The sequence below is a fragment of the Blautia sp. 1033sp1_1033st1_G9_1033SCRN_220408 genome (assembly GCF_040929965.1).
GTDB classification, from domain to species: domain Bacteria; phylum Bacillota; class Clostridia; order Lachnospirales; family Lachnospiraceae; genus Blautia_A; species Blautia_A ammoniilytica.
In genome coordinates, this window is record NZ_JBFKZO010000022.1 from 1 (window position 1) to 12,204 (window position 12,204).

At 43.7% G+C, this 12,204-nt stretch carries 16 protein-coding genes and 2 pseudogenes; 3 read left to right on the forward strand and 15 right to left on the reverse strand.

Features of this window, described 5'->3' with window-relative positions; genetic code table 11:
* Nucleotides 1-89: 89 nt before the first annotated feature.
* From AB5916_RS13965 to AB5916_RS14030, 14 genes and pseudogenes are all read right to left on the reverse strand, one after another.
* Nucleotides 90-692, reverse strand: coding sequence for a Type 1 glutamine amidotransferase-like domain-containing protein (locus tag AB5916_RS13965; RefSeq protein ID WP_368191514.1), 603 nt, complete (start codon nt 690-692; stop codon nt 90-92).
* A gap of 214 nt (nt 693-906) precedes the next feature.
* Nucleotides 907-1,290: pseudogene (locus AB5916_RS13970) on the reverse strand (lysine--tRNA ligase); the annotation flags it as partial.
* A 272-nt stretch (nt 1,291-1,562) separates the two neighbouring features.
* On the reverse strand, nt 1,563-2,816 hold the full coding sequence (locus AB5916_RS13975; protein WP_022117667.1) for a site-specific integrase: 1,254 nt from the start codon (nt 2,814-2,816) through the stop codon (nt 1,563-1,565).
* A gap of 14 nt (nt 2,817-2,830) precedes the next feature.
* On the reverse strand, nt 2,831-3,070 hold the full coding sequence (locus AB5916_RS13980; protein ID WP_050618052.1) for an excisionase: 240 nt from the start codon (nt 3,068-3,070) through the stop codon (nt 2,831-2,833).
* 12 nt (nt 3,071-3,082) lie between these two features.
* Nucleotides 3,083-3,319 carry an excisionase gene (locus AB5916_RS13985; RefSeq protein ID WP_050618051.1) on the reverse strand — a complete coding sequence of 79 codons (237 nt, stop codon included), beginning with the start codon at nt 3,317-3,319 and terminating at the stop codon, nt 3,083-3,085.
* A 13-nt stretch (nt 3,320-3,332) separates the two neighbouring features.
* Nucleotides 3,333-3,554 carry an excisionase gene (locus tag AB5916_RS13990; protein WP_079844853.1) on the reverse strand — a complete coding sequence of 74 codons (222 nt, stop codon included), beginning with the start codon at nt 3,552-3,554 and terminating at the stop codon, nt 3,333-3,335.
* Between the two features lie 97 nt (nt 3,555-3,651).
* Nucleotides 3,652-3,873, reverse strand: a complete 222-nt coding sequence (locus AB5916_RS13995; protein WP_041179095.1) for an excisionase — start codon at nt 3,871-3,873, stop codon at nt 3,652-3,654.
* Nucleotides 3,863-4,426, reverse strand: a complete 564-nt coding sequence (locus tag AB5916_RS14000; RefSeq protein WP_050618050.1) for a type II toxin-antitoxin system PemK/MazF family toxin — start codon at nt 4,424-4,426, stop codon at nt 3,863-3,865. The genes AB5916_RS13995 and AB5916_RS14000 overlap by 11 nt, the downstream gene beginning before the upstream one ends.
* A 109-nt stretch (nt 4,427-4,535) precedes the next feature.
* The gene (locus AB5916_RS14005; protein WP_050618049.1) at nt 4,536-5,120 is read right to left on the reverse strand and encodes a chromatin SPT2; all 585 of its coding nucleotides are present in this window, start codon (nt 5,118-5,120) and stop codon (nt 4,536-4,538) included.
* 244 nt (nt 5,121-5,364) lie between these two features.
* On the reverse strand, nt 5,365-5,562 hold the full coding sequence (locus tag AB5916_RS14010; RefSeq protein ID WP_003525176.1) for a hypothetical protein: 198 nt from the start codon (nt 5,560-5,562) through the stop codon (nt 5,365-5,367).
* A complete protein-coding gene (locus tag AB5916_RS14015) occupies nt 5,559-6,290 on the reverse strand; it encodes an ImmA/IrrE family metallo-endopeptidase (RefSeq protein WP_050618048.1) in 732 nt (243 codons plus the stop codon). Before AB5916_RS14015 ends, AB5916_RS14010 begins: the two co-directional genes overlap by 4 nt.
* 19 nt (nt 6,291-6,309) lie before the next feature.
* Nucleotides 6,310-6,561 (reverse strand): hypothetical protein, encoded by a 252-nt coding sequence (locus AB5916_RS14020; RefSeq protein ID WP_014635881.1) that lies wholly within the window; start codon nt 6,559-6,561, stop codon nt 6,310-6,312.
* 2 nt (nt 6,562-6,563) lie between these two features.
* Complete coding sequence (locus AB5916_RS14025; protein ID WP_003525179.1) at nt 6,564-6,863, reverse strand: hypothetical protein; 300 nt, start codon at nt 6,861-6,863, stop codon at nt 6,564-6,566.
* Between the two features lie 12 nt (nt 6,864-6,875).
* Entirely contained in the window at nt 6,876-8,111 is a 1,236-nt protein-coding gene (locus tag AB5916_RS14030) for a DNA polymerase IV (protein ID WP_050618047.1), read from the reverse strand.
* A 148-nt stretch (nt 8,112-8,259) separates the two neighbouring features.
* Between AB5916_RS14030 and AB5916_RS14035 the strand changes: the two genes are divergently transcribed.
* The gene (locus AB5916_RS14035) at nt 8,260-8,670 is read left to right on the forward strand and encodes a helix-turn-helix domain-containing protein (RefSeq protein WP_003525181.1); all 411 of its coding nucleotides are present in this window, start codon (nt 8,260-8,262) and stop codon (nt 8,668-8,670) included.
* 100 nt (nt 8,671-8,770) lie between these two features.
* Entirely contained in the window at nt 8,771-9,304 is a 534-nt protein-coding gene (locus AB5916_RS14040; protein ID WP_024532699.1) for an ImmA/IrrE family metallo-endopeptidase, read from the forward strand.
* Nucleotides 9,305-9,345: 41 nt separating this feature from the next.
* On the opposite strand, the pseudogene AB5916_RS14045 reads toward AB5916_RS14040, so the two are convergent.
* Nucleotides 9,346-9,624, reverse strand: a pseudogene (locus AB5916_RS14045) (winged helix-turn-helix transcriptional regulator).
* A gap of 622 nt (nt 9,625-10,246) precedes the next feature.
* Between AB5916_RS14045 and tet(W) the strand changes: the two are divergent.
* Nucleotides 10,247-12,166 carry a tetracycline resistance ribosomal protection protein Tet(W) gene (tet(W), locus tag AB5916_RS14050; RefSeq protein ID WP_050618045.1) on the forward strand — a complete coding sequence of 640 codons (1,920 nt, stop codon included), beginning with the start codon at nt 10,247-10,249 and terminating at the stop codon, nt 12,164-12,166.
* The last annotated feature ends 38 nt before the right edge of the window (nt 12,167-12,204 follow it).

A 12,204-nucleotide genomic window follows, 5' to 3' on the forward strand; every position in this document is an offset into this window, starting at 1 on the left:
ATTATCTGGTTGGCTAAACCTTGGATAAACCGGAATCCCACCGGCTTGACTACACACCCTTAGCTGGGCGCACAACTTGAATTTTCAAATTAGTCTTTGCAAATAACCTTTGAATCTTCACCATCAATTACAATTCCCTGACGGTTGTTAATTGGGGATAGATTCAAATCCGAAAATTCAGTCATTATTTTCTCGGTAACTTTCTTAAATGGTGCTGTAAGATAATGCGGAAGAACATAGAAATCAATCAAATCAAGCCCTGCATCATCTTCTTGTGAGTAGTCCTCCGGCTTTTCATCCATTTGTTCAATATATTGGATAGTTGGAGCGCATATAATCGCACCTGCCGATTCACCGATCATCAGTTTTCCCTTTTCCAATTCCTTCTTCAATAGCTCATCCGTTCCCGTTTTACGGAGCTGGTCCATAAGAAAGAAAGAATTTCCACCAGTAAAATATATCACATCCGCATCTTCAAAAACAGACTGTATCGTTAAATAAGCCTCCGTTGAAATATCAATTTCCGTTACGGTTGCTCCCAGTTTATTGAATAGCTTTCGAGCCGAGCCGACATAACCGGTATAGCCTTCACGCAGCGAAGCTGTGGGAATAAATGCGACTTTCTTGTTATCAATTTCTTCTTTTATCAAACTTCCTACACTTGAAAAGTGCGAACATAAAAACAGTTTCATCCATATCCTCCTTAATAAATTCCGATTTGTATTTCTGTTTGTTTTAAAAATGGGCAACTCCGATTGGAATTGCCCACTCATTGCACTAATTATGCGATTTTTTCTTGCTTGCACCGATTTCTGCATCAATTGATGTAAATCGCTGTTTTTTTAGTTTTTTATCAAATGAAGTACGTCCCGTCTATTTGGTAAAACGGTACATCTTTACATCATCTTAATAGAGCTTTGCACCTGCTGGAATGTGATCATCAACCATCAGAAGATGGAGCTTTTCTTCGCCTTCTTCTTCGTGAATAGCACTGAGGAGCATACCGCAAGAGTCAATGCCCATCATCGCTCTCGGTGGAAGATTTGTGATAGCGATAAGAGTCTTTCCAACCAGTTTTTCCGGCTCATAATAAGCGTGAATACCGCTTAAAATGGTTCTGTCTGTGCCTGTTCCATCATCAAGAGTGAACTGTAACAGTTTCTTTGACTTCGGTACTGCAACACACTCTTTAACTTTTACTGCACGGAAATCTGACTTGCTGAATGTATCAAAGTCTACCATTTCCTCAAACAAAGGCTCGACTTTTACCTTAGAAAAATCAATCTTTTCAACCGGTTTTTCAGCCTCTGCCGGAGCTGCTTCAGAAGTCTTGGAAGCTTTCTTATCAGCGTCCAGGGACTTCATCGTCGGGACGATTTAGGACATCGTTTCAATTCTTGCTATAACCCAACATAGTTCAAAATAAGTCGCAAATCAGATTTTTTCAAAATCCTACTTTACTTTATTTTCGATTAGTTTCGTGGGGGCTTTGTGTAAGAATTGATGTAAATGATGTAAATGCTTTTATCCACCAACTATGAAGTCCGTATCAATTTAATCTGTCAAACCGACACTTTATTATACTCATTTTTGAAGTAGGAGTCAAGACCTTCAAATTCGGACTTCCTCAGCTCCTTTGTTACATCGGTATAGATGTTGAGCGTAGTTGAAATATCCTTATGACCGAGCGTGTCCTGAATGACCTTAACATTTACCCCTGCTTCGCACATTCTTGTTGTGAAAGTATGCCTTAAAGAATGGCAGCTAAAATGCGGGAGCAATACTTCTGCATTTTCATCTTTCAACAACTGCTCATCGTTACAGTCACGAATAATACGGCGAATTGCTTTGTTGAGGGTTGCCTGATGTTGCGGCTGTCCGAAACGGTTGATGAAGATAAAATCGGTGTATCCGTCAACAGTCGCTTCACAATGAAGGTCAAGTAATTCCTGTCTTTCTTTTTCCATTAAAAATGCTTCTTTGACGAAACCGAGCATAGGCACTTTTCTTCTTCCTGCCGGGGTTTTGGTCGTATTAACATTGAAGTAACAGCCACGCTTACTGCCCTCGGTACGATGGTCATAGTAAACCAGCGTGTGGTTCACATCAATGATACCTTCTTCCAAATCAATATCGCACCATCTTAACCCTGTAACCTCTCCAACACGAAGTCCCGTACCAATCATAACCGCAAACACCGGATACCAATACTTTGATGTCGGAGAGTTTTTCAAATAGTCAAGAAACAACTCTTGCTCCGGCTTTGTTAAGGCTCTACGCTTCTCGGTCTGAAAACAATGGGACTGTTTCAACTCTTTGAGCACATTGTTTGACGGGTTATTCCTGATGTAGTCATCATCGACCGCCATATCCAAAATCTGATGGAGAACCGTATGAATATTATCAATGGTCGCCGGCTTCAGATGGCGTTCGTCTGCAAGGTAATTATAGAACCTCTTTATATCTGTTTTTCTCAGAGAAGATACAGTCTTTGAACCTATCTGATGACGGACAAAGGTCTCATACATATACTTATAGTTTTCAAAGGTGTTGTTTTTCAGACCTCGCTTCAAATCCTTCCAAAGCTCATAAATGTCATTGACCGTTGTGTATCGAGCTTCTGCCTTAATGCCATCGCTCTTGTCTTTTGCGATTTGTTCCTCTTTGTATCGCAGTTCATCAAGTGTCTTGGCATACACATAACGCCTTTTGTGGTTGGCGTCCGTCCAACTGAAATGGTATGTACCATCGGCTCTCTGTGATTCGCCTGTACGAAGCACTACTCTTGATTTGTCTTTTCTTTTTGTTCTTGGCATAACTTTTTCCTCCCTTAAATACTAAATTGCTTATCAAGATAATCAATAAATTTGTCTCGGATTACACAGACCTGAACACCGTTAGTGACAGCAAAGGGACAATCGCCCCTCATTATGATTTGCCTGATTTTTGTCCTGCCGATACCGGTGTACTCGGCTGCTTCCTCAACCGTTAAAACCTTCTTCTCCCAAAAGGGAGCATTTTCTTTTCGCTTTTCGAGTAAGACTCTGTAAGCTAAAACATCGTTGTCCATAAGCCCTCCTTCCTATATTGAGTACATTTTCTCAATGTACTCATCAAAAACTCGTCTCTTAATCATTCGTCTGTTTCCTACCCACAGAACAAACGGACATTTTTCTCGGCTTGTCATCTCATAGAGTTTGTCTCTGCCTATGCCTGTGTAAGCGGTCGCTTCATCAATCGTAAGGTAAGGCTTTACCCAAACCGGCACGGTTTCCACCTGATTACCTGAATTATTCAATTCAGTCTGCTTATTTCCCATAACACCACCTCCATCAGAGGGAATACTGCGATGACAGGTATTCCTCAAATTGTTTCCTTTTAATCAATCGCTTTGCCCCGTTCCAAAGAACGAAAGGACAATCTTCGCAATTCGATAGTTCTTTTATCTTTGATGTGCCAATGCCCGAATATTCCGAAGCTTCTTCAACCGTAAGGTTCATCTTCTTCCAAATTGGGACACTCGACATATTGGATTTAAGTTGTTTGTCAGACATACGCTGTAACCTCCTTGCCTTTGGTGATTACAGCATACTCAAAAGTCTGCGGTAAGCCAATTATGCGAATCGGCTCATCGCAGACTTGACTTTTTCCTTAAATCGAGTATTGCCTTTCGATAAACTCGTCAAAGACTTTCCTTTTAATCATTCTTCTGCTACCAATCCAAAGAACAAAAGGACAATCCTGACTTTCCGTCATTTCATAAAGCTTTCCCATTCCAATACCGGAATAAGCTGCCGCCTCCTCAATAGACAGGTTTGGTTTACACCAAAGAGGAATGTTGTAACGCTTCTTTTTTTCACTGCTATTTGACATTCCTGCACCCCTTTCCTTTGACCGAGGTGCGTTTGTCATAAACGATGTAATCCCAACCGCTGTTATTGCACTTATCGCAGTGGTCTTTGCTTTTCGCAAACGGGTCAAGACGCCTGACAACATAGTTTGGGTCGTGGATATAGTCGCTCAGACACTTGGGGCATAAGCAACGAACATCTCCGTTTCTGTCTGTGTTGTAAATCCATAAACCGAAAGTCTTTTTAAGAGCTGCGTTAATTTGCTTCCAAAGCCTTTCATCGTTTACCGAACCAATGTAGTCTGTCAGTTCATCCTTATTGACGGTCTGTATCTGTTCAAGAAGAACCATTGACGGCTTCTTCAGACCGAAGTCCTCACCCAAAATGATGTGTGAAGGAAGATACTTCTTTTTCATCACAGCTGTAACAGCCGCAACAATAATTGTCGGAGCGTTTGCATTAAAGTTGTCCGCCTGAATTACCATTACAGGTCTCTCTCCCGACTGGACAGACCCCTCCCTTTTTCCAAAATCGTAGTAGAATAAATCTCCACGCTGAATTTCTTTTCTCTGCATATATGTATAACCTCTCTGTTCATTTAGTCTTGAAAGTGCATTTCGTATCCGGAATTGAAATAACCCCTTCACTCATTTGGACAAAGGGGGTCAAAATGCACACCCAAAATCAGAGGTTTTCATAAAATTTCTTGAAATTTTTTCTTGCGGCGGCAATCGACTTATCTACAACGCTGTAATATACGCCTTCTTCCTTTGCGATTTTTCTTGAACTCATACCTAACAAAATCGCTTTAATCATTCTTTCTCTCTGAACGGGTTTCAGCATTTCCAATACCTTTCTGACTTTTGCAATTTCTAACTGTCGAAGCTGTTCCTTTTCTTCCTCAATCCGTTCTTCCTCCGCCTGCTCAAACGGGTCAACAAACGGAGTAATCAGTTCCCGGTGGAACTGTTCAGAGATGTCATCTTCATAGCCGTACACATCGATTGTTCTTTTTGCTCGCTTTTCGTACTTATCATTGTTTCTGTATGACTCGTCAATCACTTCGCCCTGAGCCATAGAAAGCAGAATGAACGGGGTGTACCGGCGGATAACATCAGGGTATTTAACCCACAATTCTTCTTCCGCCAGTTCTGTTACAATCGCCCATTTCTCCGTGCCGGTGTAACCGTGGTATTCATACCGCAGATTGATGAGTTTGCAGTCGTTCGCAAATAATAATTCCTGTTGTTCTAATGTAAGTTTTGTCATTGTCGTAATCTCCTTAAATTTGAATTTTTGAATTTGGTTGAAATCAAAAATTCGGAGATTACGGATACTTGGCGATATATGCCAGCCACTTATATGTCACGGTCTTGCTCCTTTCGGGAGCGACAAAAAAGCCGGACACCAAGAACATTAGGATATTTCTATCCCTTAATTCTCAGCGTCCGGCAATTTGATGACTCAGGAGCTTTCGCTCAAGGACTCGTGGCTCGGTACATCTGCCCGATATTTAATTGTTCGCTCTGTTATTACTTCTTGTTAATCTGTACTTGACCGTTCCCTTGCGTAGGGACAGGTCAACCTCTACTACTCTGTGGCAGTTCGGACATTTCAGTTCAATAACACCTGTTGTCATTGTTACCTTGTCGAAAATACGCCAGCCACAGTTTTTGCACCTTACGATTATCTTTTGTTCCAACGATTTCATAGCTCGCTCACCTCCGGATAAACCGTAACCAAATCAAAAGGATTATCAAGATACTCCTTTTTCAGTAGTCCGAGCTGTTTCATTCGTATGGCAAGTGCTTTTTTGGAACACCCTAAAAAATCGGCAAGTGCGTCAAACCTTTTATATACGCTCGGATAGTATATCTTGTTCAGGCATTCAATCTTTTCGCCGAGACTGAACAGATACATTCCTTGTTTTATGAGGTTTTCAGGAAGAAGAATAGCAGCTCCAAGCGTGTTTGCCTGCCATTCCTCCCAATCGGATATTGGCTTATTCCTCTCGGAATTTGCCTTGCAATAATGTACTCCGGCAGATTTCTGTGTTACACCGTAATCATGCGGGAACAACATCTTGAATATCTGATGGCTGCCCTCGTGCATTAAGGTAAAGTTCTTTCTGCCTTTCAGCTTGCTGTCAAAGTTCAAGTCCTTTTCCACAAGAACGGTTTTCCCGTCCAAAAAGAAAAAGGCTTCGTTATCATCATCTTCAAATACCTGAACACCCATTTCCGTAAATGAGGTCATTCCGAGAATACTACCGTCATAGGATAGGTGCTGGTATTCGACATTCAATCCGAGAACCTTCTCCAAGAGAAGCTCCGGGTCAATTCTGTATATTTGTGTGTTACGGACATCAGGAAGTGCCATATATGCCTGAACATACTTGTCGGCAATCGCTTCGATGTCAAATCTCGATAAATGTTTCAAGTTACAAAACCTCCTACCATTAGGATTTTGCTTCTACAAACCACTTTCCGTTTTCTTCGTCGAACAGAAATGTGGGCTTGCCGCAAATCTGTACCGTGTAGCGGATACCGGTTCCTCCGACTTTGGTGGAAGCCGCACGGCATTTCTGAATTACACGGTCTATCTCATATTTTTCATCATTCTCAAACTTGATGAAATTCGGACGAGCCGTCCCATCAGGTCTGTGTGTTACATTTACTTCAACATAAACTTTTCTTCTATCGGATTCCATTTCTATACCTCGTAATTTCTCAAAGTCAAAACCAATCTTCCCAAGTGCTTGTATCCGTCGATGTTCTTATCCGACACCCTGTACTTAGGTCGGTCATCTCCGGCAGTATTGATGTAACAGGAAAGCCTTCCTTTCTTAAAGCGTTTTTTCCGGTCAAAGAACAGGAACATTCCCTCATATATACCGTAGTCGGTAAAATGGTTTCCGCCGTCCGCACGGAAGATAACAATATCTTCGCTGCACCCCTGCAAAAAGCAGTCGGGTATCGTAACATAAGCCGTAACCTCTTTTTCGTCAATCACATTAAGCCCTCCTTAACCGACCATACCTGTCGGCATAGTGATTTCAGCTTTTTTCGGTGGTAGCCGCAGGTTCTGACACAGAACCCCATTCCTTATGCTGTCCTTTCCGAAACGCCGTCTGATTTCTTCAACACACTTTTCCATTCGCTCCAATTTGTCCTGCTTGGCGGCGTCCATAAACATATCTATTTGACGGGGCGTGTCTTGTGGAACAAGATTTATGGCTTGTACCGTCACAGAACGGATAGGGTTATTCCACCCATATCTTTTTTCAAACAACTGAAAAGCGGTCTTTGCAATAATCATCGGAGACTGTGTAGGAAGTGCAATCTTCGTCTGCCATTGCCTTGTATTGAGTGTGTTGTCTCTAATATGTATTGCGACACCTTCTGCACTCAGTCCGTGAACACGGAGCTTGTGTCCGATGTCTTGGGTTAACTCGAGAAACACGGGCCACACCTGCTCCGGTTTCTCTAAGTCTGCTACCGTTGTTATACCGTGTCCTACGCTTTTTATAGGAGAAACGAAGTCTTTCTTGGCAACAAGGGAAAGGTCGTTACCATTGGCATAGTTCCATAAAACTACTCCGTTCTTTCCTAATCTTCTGCGTAAGAACTCAGGGTCGGTATTCGCTAAATCCCCGATGGTACGAATACAATAGCTGTCAAGCACTCGCTGGGTTGCCCGTCCTACACCGAGCAGGTCAGCGGCAGGAAGTCCCCAAATCTTTTCTTTGAATGTGTCCTTTGGAATTACGGTTACTGCGTCCGGTTTCTTCATATCCGAGCCGAGCTTCGCAAATATCTTATTAAAGGAAACACCCACAGAAATCGTCAAGCCGAGTTCAAACTTCATAGTCTCACGAATTTCATTTGCCACCTTTTCCGGCGAACCGAAAAGGCTTTCTGTCCCGCTAATATCCAGCCAACACTCGTCCATACCATACGGTTCAACTTGGTCGGTATATCGCTCATAAACGCTTCTCGCAAGCTTTGAGTATTTGATATACTCCTCATAATGGGGCGGCACTACAACCAAGTCCTTGCACTTCTGTTTAGCCTGCCATACTGCGTCCCCGGTTTTCACATCAAAAGCCTTTGCTTTGTAGTTCTTTGCAAGCACGATACCGTGTCGTTCCTCCACAGAGCCGCAGACAGCAATCGGATATTTCTTCAATGCGGGGTCGAGCATACATTCGACGCTGGCATAGAAGTTATTCATATCACAATGAAGTATGCTTCGTAACATTTTTAGAACCCCCTTGACATTTTGGGTAGTTTGGTGTACACTATGTGTAGTTCAACTTCCCAATTCATATTATATACACTTCAACTGTACTTGTCAAGAGCAAATGGGTAGTTCAACTGTAAATATTCTTTTAAGGAGTGAAATCACAATGACATTCGGTGAAAAAGTCAAGGCTGAAAGAACAAAGCTTGGTATGAGTCAAGATGAGTTGGCAGCTAAAATCGGCGTAACCCGACGCATAATTGGTTCTTATGAAAATGATAAATCCCGTCCGAGAGGAATGGAAAGATATAAGAAGCTGGCAGAATCCTTAAATGTAAATGTGAATTATCTGCTGTCTGAGGACGACGCTTTCATCGCCGATGTAGAGGATAAGTACGGACGCAGAGGAGCAAGACAGGCTCAGGAGTTGCTTGCAGAAGTTACCGGTCTGTTTGCCGGCGGCGAAATGGCTGACGAGGATATGCGTGAAATGGTTGACGCCATTCAGGAAGCCTATCTTATTGCAAAGAAAAACAATAAAAAATACACCCCGAAGAAATACCGCAAAGACGAGTAATCCTCGAAGTGAACTAAGTCCAATATATGGGACATATAATAGTTTATAATTTATTATAGGGTTAATATCCGATATACTATAATATGGGAGGTGAGCCGGATTGGGGTATTACACTACGGCTGAGATTGTGAAAATCGTAAACAAGCTCATTGACCGCTGCGGTACTCGTGACCCATACAAGGTCGCAAAAGAGCTTGGTATCAATATAATCTACCGAAATTTTGACAAGCAGCGTGGAGCATATAAAGTTATTCTGAAGAACCGCTTTGTTTTTCTTAAAAACGGTATGCACCCGGTCGTGGAGCAGATAGTGCTATGGCACGAAATCGGACACGATGTTCTCCACAGGCAAGAAGCGGTTGCTGTCGGCGGGTTCAAAGAGTTCAACATCTTTGATATGAGAGAGAACCGTATGGAGTATGAAGCAAATATCTTCGCTTCTCAGGCTTCGCTCCCGGACGACACCATTTTGGAATACATTGAAAACGGCTATGACATTCAGCAGATTGCACGGGCAATGTGTTCTGACATAAACCTGATTGCTCTGAAAGTGGATACGCTGATTGCACAGGGCTATCAACTTCGCAAACAGGAACACCAAAACGATTTTCTTAAATACAATCACAAAATGTAAGACCGTCAAGTCTCGAATGTTGAGATTTGACGGTCTTTTCGTTATTTATTACATTTTTCTTTATAATCTTCGCCCCAACTCCACATAGCGTCGAGAATAGGTTTCAAGCTTTGTCCCAATTCTGTCAGAGAGTATTCTACTCTCGGCGGAACTTCAGCATACACTTTTCGATTAACGAGTCCGTTTTCTTCCATATCACGAAGCTGAGCAGTCAAAACCTTTTGAGAAACGCTGCCGATTGATTTTTTTAATTCACCGAAACGCTTTGTACCCGGCAGTAATGCTCATGTACGGTAAAGAAGCAAGCAACCGAAAACAATAGATAGACCGCCAGCACTACACTATTCCGAACCAAAGACCAAAAGATAAGCATTTTGAGAAAATCTAAACTTTTGGATTTTCCTACAATGCCGACTACGGCGGAATCCCTCCCACTCCTTATATATTTCTTTCTGTATACATTGAATTTGTATTTAGTAAAATGCAGACAACACCACGGATCGGCTTTTGGCTGGACAATTCCAACCAAACACCGCAGCAGACAGTAGAAACCATTCTGAACGTTAGGAAGCCGGTATGATTGTTACATATAAGGGGAAGAAAAATTTCTTTTAGATACTTGTTTTCCTAAAACTGATGTGATATAATAATTCTATTACAGAAAAGGAGTAAAAAATATGCGGCAAGGTATTCTTAAATAAAACTATAATCAAATAGTGGGAACAAAGGATTATGATAGTCCCTTTTGTAGGGGCTGAGTTTTTTGTACCCAATTTAAGAATACTTTTGCCTTATCAATTTTGACATATCCCCAAAAACAGCACTCACAAACAGGTGTATGCTGTATATGTGTATGTCCGCAACTTATAATCCCCAGTGGTAAAAGTATTTTACTGCTGGGGATTTTTATGCCCTTTGGGGCTGTAAAGGGAGGACAATCACATGAAAATAATCAATATTGGAATTCTTGCCCATGTAGACGCTGGAAAGACGACCTTGACGGAGAGCCTGCTATATGCCAGCGGAGCCATTTCAGAACCGGGGAGCGTCGAAAAAGGGACAACGAGGACGGACACCATGTTTTTGGAGCGGCAGCGTGGGATTACCATTCAAGCGGCAGTCACTTCCTTCCAGTGGCACAGATGTAAAGTTAACATTGTGGATACGCCCGGCCACATGGATTTTTTGGCGGAGGTGTACCGCTCTTTGGCTGTTTTAGATGGGGCCATCTTGGTGATCTCCGCTAAAGATGGCGTGCAGGCCCAGACCCGTATTCTGTTCCATGCCCTGCGGAAAATGAACATTCCCACCGTTATCTTTATCAACAAGATCGACCAGGCTGGCGTTGATTTGCAGAGCGTGGTTCAGTCTGTTCGGGATAAGCTCTCCGCCGATATTATCATCAAGCAGACGGTGTCGCTGTCCCCGGAAATAGTCCTGGAGGAAAATACCGACATAGAAGCATGGGATGCGGTCATCGAAAATAACGATGAATTATTGGAAAAGTATATCGCAGGAGAACCAATCAGCCGGGAAAAACTTGCGCGGGAGGAACAGCAGCGGGTTCAAGACGCCTCCCTGTTCCCGGTCTATTATGGCAGCGCCAAAAATGGCCTTGGCATTCAACCGTTGATGGATGCGGTGACAGGGCTGTTCCAACCGATTGGGGAACAGGGGGGCGCCGCCCTATGCGGCAGCGTTTTCAAGGTTGAGTACACCGATTGCGGCCAGCGGCGTGTCTATCTACGGTTATACAGCGGAACGCTGCGCCTGCGGGATACGGTGGCCCTGGCCGGGAGAGAAAAGCTGAAAATCACAGAGATGCGTATTCCATCCAAAGGGGAAATTGTTCGGACAGACACCGCGTATCAGGGTGAAATTGTTATCCTTCCCAGCGACAGCGTGAGGTTAAACGATGTATTAGGGGACCAAACCCGGCTCCCTCGTAAAAGGTGGCGCGAGGACCCCCTCCCCATGCTGCGGACGACGATTGCGCCGAAAACGGCAGCGCAAAGAGAACGGCTGCTGGACGCTCTTACGCAACTTGCGGATACTGACCCGCTTTTGCGTTGCGAAGTGGATTCCATCACCCATGAGATCATTCTTTCTTTTTTGGGCCGGGTGCAGTTGGAGGTTGTTTCCGCTTTGCTGTCGGAAAAATACAAGCTTGAAACAGTGGTAAAGGAACCCACCGTCATTTATATGGAGCGGCCGCTCAAAGCAGCCAGCCACACCATCCATATCGAGGTGCCGCCCAACCCGTTTTGGGCATCCATCGGACTGTCTGTTACACCACTCCCGCTTGGCTCCGGTGTACAATACGAGAGCCGGGTTTCGCTGGGATACTTGAACCAGAGTTTTCAAAACGCTGTCAGGGATGGTATCCGTTACGGGCTGGAGCAGGGCTTGTTCGGCTGGAACGTAACGGACTGTAAGATTTGCTTTGAATACGGGCTTTATTACAGTCCGGTCAGCACGCCGGCGGACTTCCGCTCATTGGCCCCGATTGTATTGGAACAGGCATTGAAGGAATCAGGGACGCAACTGCTGGAACCTTATCTCTCCTTCACCCTCTATGCGCCCCGGGAATATCTTTCCAGGGCTTATCATGATGCACCGAAATACTGTGCCACCATCGAAACGGTCCAGGTAAAAAAGGATGAAGTTGTCTTTACTGGCGAGATTCCCGCCCGCTGTATACAGGCATACCGTACTGATCTGGCCTTTTACACCAACGGGCAGAGCGTATGCCTTACAGAACTGAAAGGGTATCAGGCCGCTGTCGGCAAGCCAGTCATCCAGCCCCGCCGTCCAAACAGCCGCCTGGACAAGGTGCGCTATATGTTTCAGAAGATAATGTAACGTCTTGCGCAATGCAAGCGTTCATTGCTGGCTATTGC